This window comes from Bradyrhizobium diazoefficiens USDA 110 (assembly GCF_000011365.1).
GTDB lineage: Bacteria > Pseudomonadota > Alphaproteobacteria > Rhizobiales > Xanthobacteraceae > Bradyrhizobium > Bradyrhizobium diazoefficiens.
Genome location: NC_004463.1, coordinates 7,074,930 through 7,092,762, shown reverse-complemented (window position 1 = coordinate 7,092,762; position 17,833 = coordinate 7,074,930). Strand labels below are relative to the sequence as shown.

19 protein-coding genes and 1 tRNA gene are annotated in these 17,833 nt (G+C 62.6%); 12 read left to right on the top strand and 8 right to left on the bottom strand.

Going from position 1 to position 17,833, the window contains the following annotated elements; genetic code table 11:
• The 3 genes from BJA_RS32610 to BJA_RS32605 all read right to left on the bottom strand — a co-directional run bounded on the left by BJA_RS32610 (position 1) and on the right by BJA_RS32605 (position 2,455).
• The gene (locus tag BJA_RS32610) at positions 1 to 876 is read right to left on the bottom strand and encodes a branched-chain amino acid ABC transporter permease (protein ID WP_011089183.1); all 876 of its coding nucleotides are present in this window, start codon (positions 874 to 876) and stop codon (positions 1 to 3) included.
• Positions 877 to 974: 98 nt separating this feature from the next.
• Positions 975 to 1,097, bottom strand: coding sequence for a hypothetical protein (locus tag BJA_RS43720; protein ID WP_256380425.1), 123 nt, complete (start codon positions 1,095 to 1,097; stop codon positions 975 to 977).
• Positions 1,098 to 1,351: 254 nt separating this feature from the next.
• A complete protein-coding gene (locus tag BJA_RS32605) occupies positions 1,352 to 2,455 on the bottom strand; it encodes an NAD(P)/FAD-dependent oxidoreductase (protein ID WP_011089182.1) in 1,104 nt (367 codons plus the stop codon).
• 223 nt (positions 2,456 to 2,678) lie between these two features.
• Between BJA_RS32605 and BJA_RS43920 the strand changes: the two genes are divergently transcribed.
• Positions 2,679 to 2,882: a hypothetical protein gene (locus BJA_RS43920; protein WP_338076388.1), complete on the top strand. Its 204-nt coding sequence runs from the start codon at positions 2,679 to 2,681 to the stop codon at positions 2,880 to 2,882.
• Between the two features lie 131 nt (positions 2,883 to 3,013).
• Here BJA_RS43920 and BJA_RS43915 read toward each other — a convergent pair whose 3' ends face one another.
• Positions 3,014 to 3,208: a hypothetical protein gene (locus BJA_RS43915; protein WP_338076387.1), complete on the bottom strand. Its 195-nt coding sequence runs from the start codon at positions 3,206 to 3,208 to the stop codon at positions 3,014 to 3,016.
• Here BJA_RS43915 and BJA_RS43910 point away from each other — a divergent pair.
• The gene (locus tag BJA_RS43910; RefSeq protein ID WP_011089179.1) at positions 3,200 to 3,844 is read left to right on the top strand and encodes a hypothetical protein; all 645 of its coding nucleotides are present in this window, start codon (positions 3,200 to 3,202) and stop codon (positions 3,842 to 3,844) included. The two genes, BJA_RS43915 and BJA_RS43910, sit on opposite strands and share 9 nt — an antisense overlap.
• Positions 3,845 to 3,929: 85 nt before the next feature.
• Here BJA_RS43910 and BJA_RS32595 read toward each other — a convergent pair whose 3' ends face one another.
• Together BJA_RS32595 and BJA_RS32590 are read right to left on the bottom strand one after the other, a co-directional pair.
• The gene (locus BJA_RS32595) at positions 3,930 to 5,051 is read right to left on the bottom strand and encodes a D-alanine--D-alanine ligase family protein (protein ID WP_011089178.1); all 1,122 of its coding nucleotides are present in this window, start codon (positions 5,049 to 5,051) and stop codon (positions 3,930 to 3,932) included.
• A 130-nt stretch (positions 5,052 to 5,181) separates the two neighbouring features.
• Positions 5,182 to 6,414, bottom strand: coding sequence for an SMP-30/gluconolactonase/LRE family protein (locus tag BJA_RS32590; RefSeq protein ID WP_038966498.1), 1,233 nt, complete (start codon positions 6,412 to 6,414; stop codon positions 5,182 to 5,184).
• A gap of 278 nt (positions 6,415 to 6,692) precedes the next feature.
• Here BJA_RS32590 and BJA_RS32585 point away from each other — a divergent pair, with 278 nt between their 5' ends.
• From BJA_RS32585 to BJA_RS32565, 5 genes are all read left to right on the top strand, one after another.
• Positions 6,693 to 6,956 (top strand): hypothetical protein, encoded by a 264-nt coding sequence (locus tag BJA_RS32585; RefSeq protein WP_028176124.1) that lies wholly within the window; start codon positions 6,693 to 6,695, stop codon positions 6,954 to 6,956.
• 450 nt (positions 6,957 to 7,406) lie between these two features.
• Complete coding sequence (locus BJA_RS32580) at positions 7,407 to 8,969, top strand: 2-isopropylmalate synthase (RefSeq protein ID WP_011089175.1); 1,563 nt, start codon at positions 7,407 to 7,409, stop codon at positions 8,967 to 8,969.
• Between the two features lie 228 nt (positions 8,970 to 9,197).
• Entirely contained in the window at positions 9,198 to 10,202 is a 1,005-nt protein-coding gene (locus BJA_RS32575; RefSeq protein ID WP_011089174.1) for a TRAP transporter substrate-binding protein, read from the top strand.
• 197 nt (positions 10,203 to 10,399) lie between these two features.
• Complete coding sequence (locus BJA_RS32570; RefSeq protein WP_028176122.1) at positions 10,400 to 10,996, top strand: Spy/CpxP family protein refolding chaperone; 597 nt, start codon at positions 10,400 to 10,402, stop codon at positions 10,994 to 10,996.
• A 167-nt stretch (positions 10,997 to 11,163) separates the two neighbouring features.
• Positions 11,164 to 11,239: transfer RNA gene (locus BJA_RS32565), tRNA-Lys, on the top strand.
• Between the two features lie 189 nt (positions 11,240 to 11,428).
• Here the strand turns inward: BJA_RS32565 and BJA_RS32560 are convergent.
• Positions 11,429 to 12,169, bottom strand: a complete 741-nt coding sequence (locus BJA_RS32560) for a nucleotidyl transferase AbiEii/AbiGii toxin family protein (protein ID WP_063921528.1) — start codon at positions 12,167 to 12,169, stop codon at positions 11,429 to 11,431.
• A gap of 22 nt (positions 12,170 to 12,191) precedes the next feature.
• Between BJA_RS32560 and BJA_RS32555 the strand changes: the two genes are divergently transcribed.
• Entirely contained in the window at positions 12,192 to 12,407 is a 216-nt protein-coding gene (locus BJA_RS32555) for a hypothetical protein (protein WP_011089171.1), read from the top strand.
• An 813-nt stretch (positions 12,408 to 13,220) separates the two neighbouring features.
• Entirely contained in the window at positions 13,221 to 14,198 is a 978-nt protein-coding gene (locus BJA_RS32550) for a SphA family protein (RefSeq protein ID WP_063921527.1), read from the top strand.
• A gap of 87 nt (positions 14,199 to 14,285) precedes the next feature.
• On the opposite strand, the gene BJA_RS32545 is transcribed toward BJA_RS32550, so the two are convergent.
• Positions 14,286 to 15,215 (bottom strand): LysR substrate-binding domain-containing protein, encoded by a 930-nt coding sequence (locus BJA_RS32545; RefSeq protein ID WP_236842117.1) that lies wholly within the window; start codon positions 15,213 to 15,215, stop codon positions 14,286 to 14,288.
• A gap of 117 nt (positions 15,216 to 15,332) precedes the next feature.
• Between BJA_RS32545 and BJA_RS32540 the strand changes: the two genes are divergently transcribed.
• Genes BJA_RS32540 through BJA_RS32530 form a run of 3 tightly spaced genes read left to right on the top strand, consistent with a single transcriptional unit; the run spans position 15,333 to position 17,821 of the window.
• The gene (locus BJA_RS32540; RefSeq protein ID WP_063921526.1) at positions 15,333 to 16,490 is read left to right on the top strand and encodes an alpha/beta hydrolase family protein; all 1,158 of its coding nucleotides are present in this window, start codon (positions 15,333 to 15,335) and stop codon (positions 16,488 to 16,490) included.
• Positions 16,491 to 16,515: 25 nt separating this feature from the next.
• Complete coding sequence (locus BJA_RS32535; RefSeq protein WP_011089167.1) at positions 16,516 to 17,469, top strand: VOC family protein; 954 nt, start codon at positions 16,516 to 16,518, stop codon at positions 17,467 to 17,469.
• Positions 17,453 to 17,821: a Rieske (2Fe-2S) protein gene (locus BJA_RS32530; protein ID WP_011089166.1), complete on the top strand. Its 369-nt coding sequence runs from the start codon at positions 17,453 to 17,455 to the stop codon at positions 17,819 to 17,821. Before BJA_RS32535 ends, BJA_RS32530 begins: the two co-directional genes overlap by 17 nt.
• Positions 17,822 to 17,833: the final 12 nt, after the last annotated feature.

Here is a 17,833-nt window from a genome sequence, read left to right as displayed (position 1 = left end):
TCAGCGCCTCCCCAGAAGGCCCTGGGGCCGGATGTACATCACGAACACGAGCAGCAAGAGCGCCGGAATGGTGCGATAGGCCGGCGAGACCAGATAGGCCGTCAGCGTTTCGAGATAGCCGACCACGAAGGCCGCGATCAGAGAGCCCGAGACACTGCCGAGCCCGCCGAGCACGACGATCGAGAACGCGCTCGCCGTCAGAGGGCCGACGCTGTAGGAGCTGACGCCGAGGAACATGCCGAGCAGCACGCCGGCGATGCCGGCGAGGATGCCGTAGATCGCCCACACCACGATGTTGATGTTGGTGAGCTCCAGCCCGAGCAGCGTGACGCCGCGCGGGTTCATCGAGGCCGCCAGCACCGCCTTGCCGGTGCGGGTGCGGTTCACGAGCAGCCACAGCAGCGCGATGACGAGGCAGCAGACGATCGCGGTGAAGATCTCGTTCTTCGGCGTGCGCACGCCGAGGATCTCGACGACGCCTTCGACGATCGGCAGCACGGTCTTGGCGTTGTTGGTGAAGAAATAGGCGATCAGCTCCTGGATCATGATGCCCCATAGCAGCGTGCCGGTAAGGACGAAGATTTCCTTCTCCTCATTCGGAATGCGCCGGGAATCCTGGATCGGCTTCACCACGGCGAAATAGGTGGCGAAGGCCGTAAGGAGGGCGACCGCGACCCCGATCAGCGCGCCGGCATAGGTGCCGACGTTCAGGATGCTGGCGGCGGCCCAGGCGGCGACGGCTGCCGCCACCATGATGGCACCGTGGGAGAGGTTGAGCACGCCGGAGACGCCGAAGATCAGCGTGAAGCCGGTGGCACCGAGAGCGTAGAGAGCGCTGATGGCAAAGCCATCGATCAGGATCTGGAAAGCTCGCATTGATGATTGGCCGGGCAGACGAGCTGCCTCCTTTAGGGAAGGTGCTGTATGGAGCGCATGTGAACGCTTCCGAGCTCACGCCCGGAGAGCAGTCCCGATCAGCCTGTGATGGGTTTGATGAGGCTGGGAAGCCAGACGTCGGCCTTTGCAACGTCCTTCGGTGCGCCGGCCGTGGCCGTGTCGCGCGCCAATTGCAATGCAACAGAGAGTCGTTTCTTCATGTTGTTCTCTCCCTTTGAACAGGCCTCTTGTGAGCCATTGTGTCGCGACTATACCGGCCGAGACTTCCCCGGCAAGTGAAACTGCGTTCAGGATTATGAGAGAGGACTAAAGTCTAGCGCTGCGTAAATTGCAGGCAAAAGAGGCGTGAGACACTGATCCTGCCGCAGGCATGCAGATTCCGTCGGCGGGCATGCGTGAGTATCAAAGGCTGAGAGCAATCGGCGGTTGAGGAGCCGCGATGTCGGCGAGCGCTTCAGCGTGCTTGCAGCAGGGATGGATCGAGCGGTGTCAGCCGGGCGGGGTCGAATGGCGACAAGTCAATCTCGCGCGTTGCGCCTTCAGCGATCAGTTCTGCCAGCGCTTCCCCCGTCGCCGGCGCATTGAGGATGCCCCAGACATTGTGCCCGGTCGCAACATAGAGGCCATCGCTCCGCGGCACCTTGCCGATCAAGGGCAAGCCGTCCTGCGTCACCGGACGGAAACAGGCCTGCTGCGCGATGATCCTTTCGGGACGGAACAGCGGCGATAGCCGCTCGGACACGGTCTGCAGCCGCGCGATCGCATCGCGATCGGGCGTCACGGCGGCGGGATCGAGCGGCAGCGGTGCGATGTCGGAAAGAGCCGTGATGTGCGTGCTGCCGTCCGCGCGTGGGAAGACCTCGATCGACACCGCGCTGCCGTCTTCCTCGCTCTCCAGGAATAACGCCTCGGCCGGCGCGTCGGCGGCGGTGTCGTAGACGATGCTCGGGCTGCGCTGGCCGTAGACGGGGGGCAGGCTCATCCATTGCGCCGCGAGCAGCGACCACGGTCCCATCGCGATCACGACGGCATCCGCCTCGACGAGGTCACCATCGATCTCGACGCCCCCGGCTGTCATTCCGTCAGTGCCGCGCGTGATGCCGGTGACGCGGCCAGGGCGAAGCTCCGCGCCTTGCGCCAGCGCTGCGTTCATCACGGCCGACGTGAACTTGCGGGGATGAACGATCGCAGTCGTCTCCGCCGTGCCGATGCGCTGTGCAATGACGACGCCGTCGCTGAGCCAGCCAAGCGCGGATGGTGCATCCCGGCGCGCGTCGCCGTCGGATGCGACGAAGCCGCTATAGGCGGTCATCGGCCGGTAGCCCCAATCGCCCGAGATGTCCTCCGGCAGTTGCGCGTGAAGCGCAAAGCTGCGCCGGGCCAGCGCATCGAGCGGCGTGCCGGTGCACCAGTCCCGTGCCAGGAAGCCGCCGGCCTTGCCCGACGCTGCGGCCGCGACCTCGGTCCGTTCCACGACGGTCACGTCGATGCCGCGGCGGCGCAGGAAATATGCCGCGCAGGCCCCGATCACGCCGCCGCCGCAGACCACAACGCGCATGTTCTCTCCCTTGCCGATCCCGCGGCGCGCGACTTCATCAGGTGTGCCGTGTTTCAAAACGTTTCACGCGGGCGTCATACCCGGTGGATACGTTCACTGCGGCAATTTGAAGCCGCAGGTGGGGCTTCTTCTCATTTTCGTAGATCGGGTCTGGCGCAGGACAATTCAACGTTGCTGCCTGCGGCGAGCCTTGTTCTGTCCAAAGCTGTTCTGGGGAGCGACGATGACGAGACTTCGCGAAGGGAAGTTGGAAGACGTCTACGGCAGGCTGCGCAAGATGAGTTTTCTCGTGCTTGCAGCCTGCTTTGCGATTTGTTCGATCGTCAGCGCGCATGCTGACGATGACGACCGGGGCAGGGGAGGCGAGAGCCGGGCCTATGCCATCGGGCTGTGGGGCGATTTGCCATATTCCGACCTCCAGGCGTAGGTCGGCGTGCCGAATCTGATCGCCGACATGAACGACCAGAAGCTGGCCTTCACGGTGCATGATGGCGACCTGAAAGCCGGGAGCGGCACGCCGGGATCCGTGACTCCCACGACGTGCAGTGACGCTCTGTATCAGCAGGGGCTCGGATATTTCAATGCCTTGAAATCCGCTGCGATGGTGACCCCGGCGACAATGACTGGACCGACTGCGACCGGCCGGCGAACGGCTCGTTCAACTCGCGCGACAGGCTCGACCACGAGCGGAAGGTTTTCTTCAGCACTGACTATTCCCTTGGCCAGCGGCCGATCGAGCAGCAGGTGCAGCATGACAAGCTGTGCCTCGATCACAACAACCAGCTGACCGGGTGCGTCGAAAACCGCCGCTGGATCATGAAGGGCGTCGTCTACGCCACGCTCAACATTCAGGGATCGTGCAACAATCGTTGCGATACGTTGCCGGACGACGCCGAATGGGCCGCGCGCAACAACGCCAACATCCTCTGGATGCAGCAGACCTTCGAGATGGCGAGAACATATCGCGCCGCGGCCATCATGTTCATCTCGCAGGCGGACCCGGGCTGGGATCAGTCGGACGGAACCCGCGCGCCGTTGCGTGACCCGAAGACGCTTGCGCAAACGGACGCCAATCCGGATGGTTTCCAGGCTTTCCTGGTTGCGCTGCGCGATGAGGTGGTCGCCTTCGGCAAGCCCGTCGCCTACGTTCATGGCGACTCCCATTACTTCCGTATCGACCGGCCATTCCTCGATAGCAAGGGCCGGCGGCTCGAAAACTTCGTCCGCGTCGAGACCTTCGGCGACAATCAGGCGAACGGCAACAACGACGTGCATTGGCTGAAGGTGTTCGTGGACGACCGCAGCCGCGAGGTGTTCGCGTTCCAGCCGCAGATCGTACCCGCCAATCGGACCGCTGTGCCGGCGCCGCCGAAGCGTGGCGATGATTAGCGGGCCGTGCCGCCTCCGGTGCCTGACCTCAGCTGAGGTCAGCCTGGGGTCGGTCGGATCGGGCGCCGGCGGATCGCGCCGGCGCCTAGCTCGCGTAACCCCGTTCCAGCGATTGACGCTGCCGGTGCCGGTCCAGCGCCAGATCGACGAGGCGGCTCAGCAGCTCGCCATACGGTACGCCCGACGCTTCCATCATCTTCGGATACATGCTGATCGACGTGAAGCCGGGCAGGGTGTTGATCTCGTTGAAGCAGAACTCGCCGGTTTTCCGGTCGAGGAAGAAGTCGACGCGCGCGAAGCCGCTGCATTCGAGCGCCGCGAACACCCGGGTTGCGAGTGACCGGACGCGCTCCATCTGTGCCGCGTCGAGCCTGGCCGGAAGGTCGACCCGAGCGCCATCGGGATCGAGATATTTTGCCTCGTACGAATAGAACTCGTGATGGGCGTTGGGGTTCAGCTCGCTGGCGAGACTGGCGAACAGCGTCTCGTCCTCGAGCACCGCGACCTCGATCTCGCGCGCGTCGATGCCCTGTTGGACCAGCACCTTGACGTCATAGCGAAACGCGTCGTCGAGCGCCGCTTCGAGCGCATCCTGCGTCTTGACCTTGTGGATGCCGACGCTGGAGCCCATGTTGCACGGCTTGACGAAAACCGGGAGGCTCAGACCCTCGACCGCCTTCGCAAGCGATGAGACGCGGTCCTGGACGAAGGCCTTGCGGGTCAGCACGCGATAGGGCGCGACCGGAATGCCGGCGAATTCAGCGAGCCGCTTGGCGACATCCTTGTCCATGCTGACGGCGGAGGCGAGAACGCCCGATCCCACATAGGCGACGTCGGCCAATTCCAGCAGGCCCTGCACGGTGCCGTCCTCGCAAAGCGGCCCGTGGATGACGGGAAAGACGACGTCGATCGCGATCGGGGCGGCCGCGCCTTGCGTGATCGGCACAAGGACGCCGCGTCCGTCGGGTCCCCTCGCGAGCCGCATCTCCGGCGCATCGGGCAGGATCGGCAACGCCGCCGCGTGCGCCTGATCGAGCGAACGAAGATCGTTCCATTGCCACCGGCCCGTCTTGTCGATGGAGACCGGGATCACCTCGAAGCGGGTGCGGTCGAGATGCCTGAATACCGAAGCGGCCGATTTCAGCGAGACCTCATGCTCACCGGACCTGCCGCCATAGAGAACAACGACGCGAATTTTGTCTGCCATGGCTCAATTATCACGCGCTCGATCCGGAAGTCACCTTTGTTGCCCGATTCAAGCATCGACGGAGCGATGGAAACAATTCGGCGCCGGCGAGGCACGCCGGCGCCGTGTCGCAATTAAAGGCTTGTGCCGTTCAGCCTGGCCCCGCGCCTTGCGTCGCCGTAAACACGGCGTAGAGCGACTGGCTCGCGGCCATGAACAGGCGGTTGCGCTTGGGGCCGCCGAAGCAGATGTTGCCGCACACTTCCGGCAGGCGGATGCGGCCGAGCAGCTTGCCCTCCGGCGACCACACCGTCACGCCGCTATAACCGACGGCGCGCCCGGCATTGCTGGAGGCCCAGACATTGCCGTTGACATCGCAGCGTACGCCGTCCGGGCCGCACTTCACGCCGTCGATCGTGCAGTCGGAGAAGCGCTTCTGGTTGGAGAGCTTGTTGTCCGCCCCGACGTCGAACACGAAAATCTCGCCCTTGCCGCCGGGGCCGCTGTCGCCCGGTCCCTTGCCGGTCGAGACGACGTAGAGCTTCTTGAAATCGGGCGAGAAGCACAGGCCGTTCGGATCCGGCACCTGCTCCTCGGTGACGACGAGGTCGACGCGGCCTGAGGGATCGATGCGGTAGCAGTTGGTCGGCAGCTCGCGCTTGCCCGGTGTGAAGCCGGCCGGCTGTCCGATCCGCGGATTGAGCTTGCCACCCGAATTGCTCGGGCCGCCCGCGGCGTCGGGCTCGCCTTCGTACAACTGGCCGCCATAGGGCGGATCGGTGAACCAGTAGCTGCCGTCGGGATGCGCAACGACATCGTTCGGCGAGTTCAGCTTCTTGCCGTTGTAGTTGTCGCAGAGCACGGTGGCGGTGCCGTCGTGCTCGTAGCGCGTCACGCGTCGTGTCAGGTGCTCGCAGGAGAGCTGGCGGCCCTGGAAGTCGAATGAATTGCCGTTGGAGTTGTTGGACGGGGAGCGGAACACGCTGATGCGGCCGTCGTCCTCGCTCCAGCGCATCTGCCGGTTGTTGGGAATGTCGCTCCACAACAGATAGCGGCCCTGCGCGCTCCAGGCCGGACCTTCGGCCCATAGCACGCCGGTGTAGAGGCGCTTGATCGCTGTGTTGGGCTGCGCGAGATCGTCGAAGGACGGATCGACCGCGATGATGTCGGGGTCCCAGAAATAGGTTGTCGGCGCGCCGTTGGGGCCGAAATCGCGGGGCGGGGTCGTGATCGTCGTCGGCGGTGCGGCAGGCCCGGTCTGGGCCAGCGCGGGGCCGGCCATTGTGGCCGCGGCGCCGAGCGCCAGTCCCCGGACAAGTGTTCGTCGTGAAAGCGCAGCATCCTGGTCACGCGGCTCGTGGTCACGAGCCTCCTGGCGTGTCATCGCGTCCTCCCGGTCATGTTCGGCTGGCCGGTTGATCCGGCCGAGCGCGGCGAAGGTTAGTCTGGTCCGCGTCAGGTTGCGAGAGGCAGGTTCGCAGCCTCCGCGCGATGCCGCGAGATCGCCGCAACATCGCCGCATTGCGGGGCTGTGCGAGGTGAAAGTCGACAATTCGCCTCGCCCGCGAGCTGTTAACCGGGACCGGTTTTGAGACCTGTCAAGCCTTGACCTCGCGCGCGATGCTGGCAGAACGGTGTGCGGGGCAAATACCGGAGTTCTCTGTGTTAGCCGTTGTTGCACTGGTCATTGCGCTCGCCGTCGCATTCGCCGCCGGCTATTTCACCCGCGATCTCGCCTCCCGCAAGCGTCGGGCGGAGGCGCGGCGCTGGCGGGAATACAGCGAGCCGGGCTGGCTGCGCGCCACGACGCCCGCCAACACCAACGAAGTTGCGAATTCCAACGCGGTTGCGAAGGTAGCCACCGGCGAACTCGGCCAGATGCTGGATCGCTGGGAGAGCAGGGCCCGTGCCCGCCGCGCGGGATAGCTTGACGTTGCTCCGTCGTTCGGATGGAGCGAAGCGCAATCTACGCACCGTCAGCCAGAAGTGCGCGTCACGCGACGCGATGCCGATCAGGTCAGTCTTCCTGACCATCTTTTAGCGTTGCAGTTGCGGCCATTTCTCGTCTAGAAACAGGCGCATCGGGCCTCCCGGCAACCAACCGTCAACGGTTTTGACCGAGGATTTGAGGGCTCAAAAGGGTCTGGCAATGCTGATTCGCGGCCAAATCGATGGGATTTCGGAGGAGGTGGCTCTGGCCGCCGCCACGATCCCGGCCGCGCTGCTGCCCACCCTCCTTCTTGGCGGCCTTCTTCTTACTTGCCCCTGAGGGCCGGCTGGGCGCCACGCGCCTGGGCGCTCAGGGGTTGGTCGAGATCACCGGACACCTCAAGCGCCCAGCACTGAACGGCGCAAAAGCTCAAAAGGAATCTAGTAATGGCCCCCGTGAACAAGTCCGACAAGGACCGCGTCATCATTTTCGACACCACGCTGCGCGACGGCGAGCAGTGCCCCGGCGCCACCATGACCTTCGAGGAGAAGCTCGAGGTCGCCGAGCTCTTGGATGATATGGGCGTCGACGTCATCGAGGCCGGCTTCCCGATCACCTCCGAGGGCGACTTCCAGGCGGTCAGCGAGATCGCCCGCCGCTCCAAGAACGCCGTCATCGCCGGCCTGTCCCGCGCCCATCCCGCCGACATCGACCGCTGCGCGGAGGCTGTGAAATTCGCAAAGCGCGGCCGCGTCCACACCGTGATCGCGACCTCGCCGCTGCACATGCGGGTGAAGCTGAACAAGACCCCAGAGCAGGTGATCGAGACTTCGGTCGCGATGGTCGCGCGTGCCCGCAACCAGATCGACGATGTCGAATGGTCGGCCGAGGACGGCACCCGCAGCGAGATGGACTATCTGTGCCGCATCGTCGAGGCCGTCATCAAGGCCGGCGCGACCACGGTGAACATCCCCGACACCGTCGGCTACACGGTGCCGGAGGAATACACCCACTTCATGAAGACGCTGATCGAGCGCGTGCCGAACTCGGATAAGGCGGTGTTCTCGGTCCATTGCCATAACGATCTCGGCATGGCCGTTGCCAATTCGCTGGCCGGGGTCGTCGGCGGTGCGCGCCAGGTCGAGTGCACCATCAACGGCATCGGCGAGCGCGCCGGCAACGCCGCGCTCGAAGAGATCGTGATGGCGATCAACGTGCGCAACGACAAATTCCCCTACTGGAACAAGATCGACACCACGCAGCTCACCCGCGCCTCGAAGGTGGTGTCGGCGGCGACCTCGTTTCCGGTGCAGTACAACAAGGCCATCGTCGGCCGGAACGCCTTCGCGCATGAGAGCGGCATCCATCAGGACGGCGTGCTGAAGGACGCCTCCACCTACGAGATCATGCGGCCGGAAATGGTCGGCCTGAAGCAGTCCTCGCTGGTGCTCGGCAAGCACTCCGGCCGCCATGCCTTCGTGCACAAACTGGAGGAGATGGGCTACAAGCTCGGTCCGAACCAGCTGGAAGATGCGTTCACGCGGATGAAGGCGCTCGCCGACCGCAAGAAGGACATCTACGACGAGGACATCGAGGCGCTGGTCGACGAGGAGATGGCGGCCTCCCACGACCGCATCAAGCTGACCTCGCTGACCGTGATCGCCGGCACCCATGGCCCGCAGCGCGCGACCATGAAGCTCGACGTCGACGGCCAGATCAAGATCGAGGAGGCCGAGGGCAATGGTCCGGTGGACGCGGTGTTCAACTGCATCAAGCGCCTCGTTCCGCACGAGGCCAAGCTCGAGCTGTACCAGGTCCATGCCGTGACCGAAGGCACCGACGCCCAGGCGGAAGTCTCGGTGCGTTTGTCGCATGACGGCCGCTCGATGACGGCGCGCGCGGCCGATCCCGATACGCTGGTGGCCTCGGCCAAGGCCTATCTCGGCGCGCTCAACAAGATCGTCATGAAGCGCCAGCGCGACACGGTGACGACCGCCGCGGCGAGCTGACAAGCGAAGCTTGTCATTCCGGGGCGCCTCGAAGAGGCGAACCCGGAATCTCGAGATTCCGGGTCTGGTCCTTCGGACCATCCCGGAATGACGCCGGTTGTGGTGGCGAATAGCTGCCCTGCTAAGGGCCAATAGCGGCTCGGTCTCCCAGCCGCTATTGATGCTCGCGGCTATTGGATAAGGCGCCCCGCGTTGGGCAGCCCAAGAGAATAACAACAGGGAGAGATCATGCGCACCTTCGCGATCGCGGCGTCCGTCGCGGCACTGGCACTTGGCTTGGCCATGCCGGCATCGGCCCAATCGTCGATCATCATCAAGTTCAGCCACGTCGTCGCCACCGATACGCCGAAGGGCAAGGCGTCGGAGAAGTTCAAGGAGCTCGCCGAGAAGTACACCGGCGGCAAGGTCAAGGTCGAGGTCTACCCGAACTCGACGCTCTACAAGGACAAGGAAGAGCTCGAGGCGCTTCAGCTCGGCAGCGTGCAGATGCTGGCGCCGTCCAACTCCAAGTTCGGCCCGCTCGGCATCCGCGAGTTCGAGGTGTTCGATCTGCCCTACATCCTTCCCGACCTGAAGACGCTGCGGAAGGTGACGGAAGGCCCGCTCGGCGCGCGGCTGCTCAAGCTCCTGGACGCCAAGGGCATGACTGGCCTTGCCTATTGGGACAACGGCTTCAAGCAGATGAGCGCCAACAAGAAGCTGATCGCGCCGGCCGATTACCAGGGCGTCAAATTCCGCATCCAGTCCTCGCGCGTGCTGCAGGCCCAGTTCAAGGCGCTCGGTTCGCTGCCGCAGGTGATGGCGTTCTCGGAAGTCTACCAGGCGCTCCAGACCGGCGTGGTCGATGGCCAGGAGAACACCTGGTCGAACATCTATACCCAGAAGATGCACGAGGTGCAGAAGTACATCACCGAGACCAATCACGGCTACATCGGCTACGTCGTGATCGTGAACAAGAAGTTCTGGGACGACCTGCCGGCCGACATTCGCGACCAGCTGTCGAAGGCGATGAAGGAAGCCACCGACTTCAACAACGCGCAGTCGCAGAAGGAGAACGACGATGCGCTCGCCGAGATCAAGAAGGGCGGCAAGAGCGAGATCATCAAGCTCACGCCGGAGCAGGACGAGGCGATGCGCAAGGCGATGGAGCCGGTCTACAAGGATGCCGCGAGCCGCGTCGGCCAGCCGCTGATCGACGAATTCCTGAAGGAATCGAAGAGCACGACGAACTGATCCGGACGATGCATGAATGAAGGGGCTTCCGTGCCAGGCGCGGAAGCCCATTTTTTGTTGCGAATGATTTCCGGTTGCGGCTGGAGGTAAAAATCAGGCGTTACATCTTCGTAAGGACGCCCTCCCTGTCCAAGTTGTAATTTGCGTGTCAGATGCCCCGGGCCCATCCTCAGCGCATCCTTCCAGAGGAGGTTCGCATGAGGAAATTCACCATCGCAGCCATCGCCGTGCTCAGTATCGCCGGCTCGGGCGCGGTCTATGCCCAATTTCATCGCCCGTGGATGGAGCATTTCCGCCACGTCCGGATGAACCCGGAAGACCGCGCCGCCTTTGTCGACGCGCGGATCGCCGCCGTCCATGCCGGGCTGAAGCTCAACGCCGACCAGGAGAAGCTGTGGCCGCCGGTCGAGGCCGCCGTGCGCGAATTCGCCAAGCTGCGCATCGACCGCGCCAATGCGCGCATGAGTGCCGCCCCCGGCGCCGCCGACAAGCCGGAGGATCCGGTCGCCGGCCTGCGCCAGCGCGCCGAGGACATGGCGGCTTCCTCCGCGGCCCTGAAGAAGATCGCCGATGCCGCCGATCCCCTCTACAAGACCCTGGACGAGGGCCAGAAGCGGCGCCTCGCCGTGCTGACCCGTCACCGCGGCCCGTTCGGCGGCGGCGAGGACGGCCCGCCCCGCCACTTCATGGAACGCGGCATGGACCGCATGATGGAGCGCGGCATGGACCACTTCCATGGCGACCGTTTCGACCGTGACGGCGGCCCGGACCGGGATCGCGAGGGCCGGCTCTGAGCAAACCTGGACTTTCCAGGGATTAACCTTGGCGAAGCCGCTGGAATCCAGCGGCTTTTCGCTTTCTTGGGCCTGTGGAAGAACCTTGGAAAACATGCGCCACATCGCTTGCCAGACCCGGATCGCTTTGCTAAACGACCGGCCTCGCAAGGCATTCACCGCCTTTCGGGCGCATAGCTCAGTTGGTAGAGCAGCTGACTCTTAATCAGCGGGTCCCAGGTTCGAGCCCTGGTGCGCCCACCAAGTTCTTCAAGGACTTACCCTCGTGAACCGTTTGAGACGACCGAACTAAAACGGTTTTTCAAACGGTGTTTTTTCGATCCTTCAGGACGTCTATTCTCGACATTGTGATCGGCAGAAGCGGCGCGGGCTTGTTGTTCATTTGTCCTCCCGAGACGCTTGACGGCCTTATGGGCCGTATGAAGAGTGGCCTCAAAACATAACCTGATCCCGAGGTGCGAATGATCGGTTGGTCGCGGTGATGTTTCTGAGCTCGTCGGAGAAGAAGCTTTTAATGCCAGGTCCACTCGTGCGGCCACCGGTACAATCATAGGCCCAGAAATATTCAAAGCCGCGGTTGTCCTTCTTACGCACCTTGTATTCGAGCTTGTAGGGTTCCATCAGCCTCCGAACGCCGTGATAATCGGCCTCGATCATTGTAAGTGATCGCCCTGCCTCAATGATGATTTGCCTCGCGGCGGGAATGAAGCTCCCGCCGTAGCCGAAGGCGCGCACCAAGGGAGGTCGGGCGCCGCCGCCAATAATGCGGGGAGGTACTACCGGCTCAAGTAAGCCGAAGAGTTCTTCGATGAGAGGGCCGAAGCGCCCCTGTATCATGTCAAACGTGATACGACTGGCTTTCGGCGTCACAAGATCATCCCAAAGGCCGCGGAAGAGCTGAAGCGGGACGGCAAGCAATTGCATTCGCGCTTGTTGCGCTTCGGCGTCGTAGATGGACTTCTTGAGGAAGGTGCGCACGACCTCGGCGCGGCTGACCGGAAAGTCCCCGCTGAATACGATCGAGTAAAACAGATCGAATAGGTCCTGGGCCTTGCGTCGGAAAAGCAGTGTCGTCAGTTTCGCGGCCAGAAGCTCCTCAAGTTTCTGGCAGCGGATCGGGCCCGAGCACGCCGCTTGGTCCGAATAGGGGTTTGTAAGGCAGGCCGACCACATCACATACAAAGTCGCGCAAGGCGTGGCGCGCGGTCAGACCGCAACGATCATCACGGAACGGGCGGTATTTGAGATCACTTCGAACGGCATGGTGTTGACGGAAGTCGCTCCGGGTATAGACGTCCGCAGGGATGTGCTCGAGCAGATGGACTATCCGCCGTCGCGGATCGCTGGCGAACTGAAGACGATGGATCCTTCGTTCTTCTCTGCTGCACCGATGCCAGCGCTCGCAATTTAAGGCAACAGGAGCGTCGTGGCGCGTTGCCTTGCGAAACCGGGCTATGGTTCCTTCTTGACGTCGACCGCCGACAAACATTGAAGGGCTGGGCCAGAACCTGGATGAGCCACGATCAGGATCGCGATCAGGCTGAGCGGAACGGCGGCAATTTCATCGCCTGCTGGCAGTGTTGTCGATGACGGGCCATTGCGCGGGACAGGTTTCGTCGAAGGCGGAATTCGATTTTGGCAGTAGCTCAAACGGTGGGTTTTGGTCTAGGAAGGTCGAAAATGCTTTGTCTTTCAATGGGGATTGACTGACACTCTCTCCACCATTTTCGCGATTTCGTACCCCAAACTACGATCTCGTGCGATTTTTCGCCGCCGACGGTAGCGCCTCGGCTCTTGGCGCGAACTGTGCCGACTACTGGTAGCGGTTTGCATTCGAGCGACGACAGCTCGCGCTTCAAAAGCTGCGATCACATAGGCCTCCGGACGGACGCACACTTACAACAAACCTAAGCGGCACCAGACGGCAGTGGCCGAGTGCCTGACGCATGGTGCTGGTTCTTCCAATCGAAGCGCCCCGAACCGCATCAGAGTGAGTCAGAGCTATTTGGACGCGATTCACATGTCGCTGGATCCACCAGGCGCATCGCAGCTTCAATCATCATTCCAATAAATAGTTTGGATTTCAAAGATCAATTTTACGAATGACAGGCGCTCGCGGAATATGACGCCATTCCGACGGTCGATGGCGCGTCGGCACGAATGAATGAACTTGGGGATGACGCCCGCGACCTCGCTTGCGAGGACGATCGCGCATGGGGGGACTATGAAGCGAGTACTGAAGCTTTCCGCAATGATGCTCTTGGCCGGTGCGGTCAACGGAGCAATGGCTGCAGAGAACGGCGTGACCAACTATCCGGCCGGCGCGCCGGGAATCTTCGTTGGAGCGTTCCCGCCAATCCCGGGCCTCTTTGCAATCAGTCAGACAAGCTACACGAGCGCGAACGGTCTCTATGATGGAAGCGGCAACAAGCTGCCCATTCCATTTCAGCTTTCGGCGGTTTCGGAGACGGCCAGGTTTCTCGCCAGCTATCCCGGCGAGTTCTTTGGCGCTCATGTCTATTCGCAGCTTGTCGTTCCCTACGTACACCTCGACAATTCCAATCCCGGGGGGACGTTTCAGGCCAACGGATTTGCGAACCTGACGATTTCACCGGTGATCCTGAACTGGGCACTGTCGCCAACGCAGAGCGTTACGCTCGGGCTCGACATCATGCCGAACACAGGCACCTACTCTCCCAATAAACCCCTCAATGTGGGCACCAACTACACAACCATCTCGCCGACCGTCGCCTATCGTTATGCCGATCCGAAAGGGTTCGAATTCGCCGTTGCGCCACGACTGCTGATCAACGGAACGAACTCGGAATCGGTCAATCCATTCACGCAGATGATGCAGCAATACAAGAGCGGCGATGCGCTGGTGATCGATTTCACCGCCGGTTACAACTTTGGCAAGTGGAAGGCCGGCATCGTCGGTGGCTACACCCAGCAATATACCGACGATACCGTGAACGGGATCAAGGCATTCAATGCCGCAGGAATCCAGGACGGCAATCGGCTCCGGTCCCTGAACTTTGGGCCGTCGCTGTCCTATGACCTGGGGACGATGCAGATCAACCTGAACTACCAGCACACGTTCTACGTGGAGAACGGTACCAAGGCCGACACCGTTTGGGCCAACGTGGCATTCCCGATCTGGGTGCCGGCACCGCCGCCGGGCGCCATGCCGGGCAAGCACTGATCGGATATTGCCAAGGAACCTGATCTGCCCCGCGATGGACGTCGATAGCGAGCCGGCGCAAAATGCGCCGGCTTTTTGTGTATCGAGCTAACGCAACTCGAGAGCGGCGGCCCGCATGGTGTCGCGCAGCCAGATCAGGCCGGCGTCATTCGAGCGGTAGCGGTGCCACTGCACGCATTGCTGCATGATCGGCAATGACACCGGCAGCTCGATGATGCGAATCGGGAGGCTTCGCTGCGCAAGTTTCGCGAGCCTCCGATGCAAGGTGGCGATGCGATTGGTTCCTACAACCAGATGTGGAATTGCGGTGAAGGCGTAGGTCGAAATCGCCTCGTTGCGCGTCACTCCGCCCTGCTCCAGGTAGCGCGTCTCCAGGGATTGAGTCGCGATAGCCGGCCGCATCACAACATGTGATGCCTTGGTGTAGTCGCTGCGCGAAAGCTTTCCTCGTGCGAACTTCCCCTTGCTCCAGGCGATGGCGCAAAAGTCCTCCTCGACAATGACCTCCGAAGGGTGAAGTTTTGAGCTGAACTCTCGCGGGATAATGAGCAGGTCCACGTCGCCCCGTTCCAGGGCGCGTTCGGGAGCCTGCACCTGCTGGAGGAAGTCGAAGCGAATGCCGGGAGCAGCCGCTTCGCAGCGCGCAAGCAGCGCCGGCACCAGGGTCGCCATGGTGTAGTCGGACGCGAGGATCTTGAAGCAGCGGTCGGACTGAGCCGGATCGAATTCCGACGTTGAAGCGATCGTCCAGTCGACCCGGACCAGCAAGTCCCTGATGGAATCCTTCAGCGCCTCGGCCCGTGGCGTGAGCTCCATCTTGCGCCCGATCTTCACCAGAAGCTCGTCATCGAAGTAGTTGCGGAGGCGAAGTAGGGCGTTGCTCATCGCGGACTGCGTCACATTCATGCGTGCCGCCGCCCCGCTGACGCTGCGCAAGTGCAGCAGATGATCGAGGGCGACCAGAAGGTTGAGATCGAACTTGTTGTTGAAGCGCATCGCCGAGGTCTGATGATCCATTTATGAAATCAATATCTGGGATGTTAATAATCAATTTTTCAGAGGAGTTAAAGGGCGCTACCTGAGCATCGGGAAGAACGTCCAGGGGCGCACCGCTCGTGCGCCGTGAGTAGGTCAATGTTCAGGTATTTTCCGACGAACTACGTCTGGAACCTCTCGGTCGATCTTGCGATCGAAATGGGGGCCAGGATCGGCGAGATCGAGGAGATGTGCGCGCCTCTGCAGGAGGCGGCGCGCCAGCCCGATGCCGCAGGTACGGCAGCCTTCCGCGAGACCTGGTCGCGCATGGCCGACAAGCTCTGCGATCTCGCGGCCGAGGATGAGGCGCGCGGACGGTTGCTCTCCGCGGGCGAAAAATACGGACGCGCCGCCACCTATCTGATTACTTGCGAACGGCTGCAGGCCCATGGTGCGTCGGGCCGCCTTGAACTCTACCGCCGTTTTCTCGACGTGTTCGCCAAGGGCGTCACCCTGGCCAAGGAGAATTGCGCGCGTGTCGAGATCCCCTATGAGGGTGCCCACATCGCCGGTCTTTTCGTGCAAGCCGAAGGAGTTGAAGGTCCGGCTCCGCTCCTGGTTCAGGTCAACGGTCTCGATTCCACGAAGGAGATGAAGTACCGCGTCGGCTTGCCGGCCTGGCTTGCCAGGCGCGGGGTTTCCTCGCTCGTGATCGATCAGCCGGGATCCGGCGAGGCCCTCCGCCTGCATGGAATGACGGCGCGCTATGACAGCGAGCATTGGGCGAGCCGGGTGGTTGACTGGCTCGAGACGCGAGCTGACGTCGATCCCAAGCGGATCGGTTTGGAAGGCGTTTCGCTCGGCGGCTATTTTTGTCCGCGCGCCGTTGCCTTCGAGCCGCGCTTCGCCTGCGGCGTCGCCTGGGGCGCCAATCATGACTGGCGCGATGTGCAGAAGAAGCGGCTCCAGAAGGAAGGCAGTTTCCCTGTCCCGCATTATTGGGCACACGTGCGCTGGGTCTGGGGCGCCAAGGATCAGGACGATTTCGTGGCGATTGCCGAGAACGTTCATCTCGACGGCATCCTGGACCGCATCAGGGTGCCCTTCCTCGTGACCCATGGCGAGAAGGACTCGCAGATTCCGCTGCATTGGGCGGAGCGTACTTACGAGCATCTCGTGAACAGTCCCAAGCGCGAGCTCAAGGTCGTCACCGACCGTGAAGGCGGCGCCCAGCATGCGAGCTTCGACAACAGCATCAATGCGGGCCAGTACATCGCGGATTGGGTGGCCGAGACAATAAGCGGTCGCACCAGTTGAACGCCGGCATTTCCGGAGAGGAAGAATGAAAATCGTTGGTTTGGACAGTTTGATCTTCGGCGTGGATGACGTGCCCGGTACCGCACGCTTCCTCACCGACTATGGGCTGACGCCCGTCGACGTCTCGGAGGCCGGCGGACGGTTCGAGGCGATTGACGGCACATCGGTCGTGATCGCACGCGAGGACAATCCGAGGCTGCCCGCGCCGCCTGCGCCGGGCTGCCGCCTGCGCAAGACCATGATGGGCGTCGCCGACGGCGCGACGCTGCAGGCGATTGCCGCGGAATTGCGCCGGGATCGCGAAGTCCGGGTGCTGCCTGACGGCTCGATCGAATCGATCGATGATTCGAATTTCGTCATCGGCTTTCGCGTGACCGTGCGCCGGCCTTTCGCGCTGCCGAGCGAAATTTCCAATGCACCGGGTGGCGTGGTCTTCCGTCCCGTCAACAGCCTCGGCGTGCCGCCGCCCGGTACGGTGATCCGCCCGCGCTCGCTGTCGCACGTGGTGTATTTCGTTCCCGACGTGCTGAAGGCGGAGGCCTTCTACGTCAATCGGCTGGGCTTTCGCTGCACGGATCGCTTCACCTCAACCGGTCCGTTTCTGCAACCGGCGGGGTCGCTCGACCATCACACCCACTTCCTGATTGCGGCGCCGCCGCATATGCACGGCGTCGAGCACTTCACGTTCCATTTCGGCGGCCCGTCGGAGATGATCACCAACGGTTACCGCTTCGCGGAAAAGGGCTACCAGGCGTTCTGGGGACCTGGTCGTCACATCCTAGGCTCGAACTGGTTCTGGTACTTCAACAGTCCGTTTGCCTGCCACATCGAGATGGATGCTGACATGGATATGCACGACGCCAACTGGACGCCGCGCGAAGCCGCGCTGTCTGCAGATGCGTCCCAGACGTTCCTTTTGAAGATGCGAAAGAAATGGGCTCCTGGTCCAGGGATCCACGAAAATGGTGACTACGTCTGAGGTAAAGATTGCAGGGTTTCTCCGGATAGGCCGAGCCGACGAGATCGGCGAGGGTCAATCGCGCGGATTCGATCCGCACGACTGCGGCGAGGACACGATGTTCGTCGTTCGGTGGGGCGGCGTCCTGCAGGCCTGGCGTAACGCGTGCCCGCATGTCGATGGCGCGCCGATGGCCTGGCGCAAGGACGCTTACTTGAATGCCGATGGCTCGCGTATCGTCTGCCATGCGCATGGGGCGGAATTTCTGCCGGACAGCGGGATGTGCGTGCAGGGCCCGTGCGTGGGTAAAAGATTGACCGCTGTGCCGATCATCATCGATCTGCGCGGTGAGCTCTTGGTGAAAGAAGAATAAGACAGCCGAAAA

What these genes read in the sequence shown, in the direction of transcription:
- BJA_RS32545 (WP_236842117.1), bottom strand. Translation starts at nt 15,215, where the DNA reads ATGGATCATCAGACCTCGGCGATGCGCTTCAACAACAAGTTCGATCTC.
- BJA_RS32580 (WP_011089175.1), top strand. Translation starts at nt 7,407, where the DNA reads ATGGCCCCCGTGAACAAGTCCGACAAGGACCGCGTCATCATTTTCGAC.
- BJA_RS32610 (WP_011089183.1), bottom strand. Translation starts at nt 876, where the DNA reads ATGCGAGCTTTCCAGATCCTGATCGATGGCTTTGCCATCAGCGCTCTC.
- BJA_RS32575 (WP_011089174.1), top strand. Translation starts at nt 9,198, where the DNA reads ATGCGCACCTTCGCGATCGCGGCGTCCGTCGCGGCACTGGCACTTGGC.
- BJA_RS32590 (WP_038966498.1), bottom strand. Translation starts at nt 6,414, where the DNA reads ATGACACGCCAGGAGGCTCGTGACCACGAGCCGCGTGACCAGGATGCT.
- BJA_RS32570 (WP_028176122.1), top strand. Translation starts at nt 10,400, where the DNA reads ATGAGGAAATTCACCATCGCAGCCATCGCCGTGCTCAGTATCGCCGGC.
- BJA_RS43920 (WP_338076388.1), top strand. Translation starts at nt 2,679, where the DNA reads ATGACGAGACTTCGCGAAGGGAAGTTGGAAGACGTCTACGGCAGGCTG.
- BJA_RS32535 (WP_011089167.1), top strand. Translation starts at nt 16,516, where the DNA reads ATGAAAATCGTTGGTTTGGACAGTTTGATCTTCGGCGTGGATGACGTG.
- BJA_RS32560 (WP_063921528.1), bottom strand. Translation starts at nt 12,169, where the DNA reads ATGTGGTCGGCCTGCCTTACAAACCCCTATTCGGACCAAGCGGCGTGC.
- BJA_RS43915 (WP_338076387.1), bottom strand. Translation starts at nt 3,208, where the DNA reads ATGCTGCACCTGCTGCTCGATCGGCCGCTGGCCAAGGGAATAGTCAGT.
- BJA_RS32540 (WP_063921526.1), top strand. Translation starts at nt 15,333, where the DNA reads ATGTTCAGGTATTTTCCGACGAACTACGTCTGGAACCTCTCGGTCGAT.
- BJA_RS32530 (WP_011089166.1), top strand. Translation starts at nt 17,453, where the DNA reads ATGGTGACTACGTCTGAGGTAAAGATTGCAGGGTTTCTCCGGATAGGC.
- BJA_RS32605 (WP_011089182.1), bottom strand. Translation starts at nt 2,455, where the DNA reads ATGCGCGTTGTGGTCTGCGGCGGCGGCGTGATCGGGGCCTGCGCGGCA.
- BJA_RS43720 (WP_256380425.1), bottom strand. Translation starts at nt 1,097, where the DNA reads ATGAAGAAACGACTCTCTGTTGCATTGCAATTGGCGCGCGACACGGCC.
- BJA_RS32550 (WP_063921527.1), top strand. Translation starts at nt 13,221, where the DNA reads ATGAAGCGAGTACTGAAGCTTTCCGCAATGATGCTCTTGGCCGGTGCG.
- BJA_RS32595 (WP_011089178.1), bottom strand. Translation starts at nt 5,051, where the DNA reads ATGGCAGACAAAATTCGCGTCGTTGTTCTCTATGGCGGCAGGTCCGGT.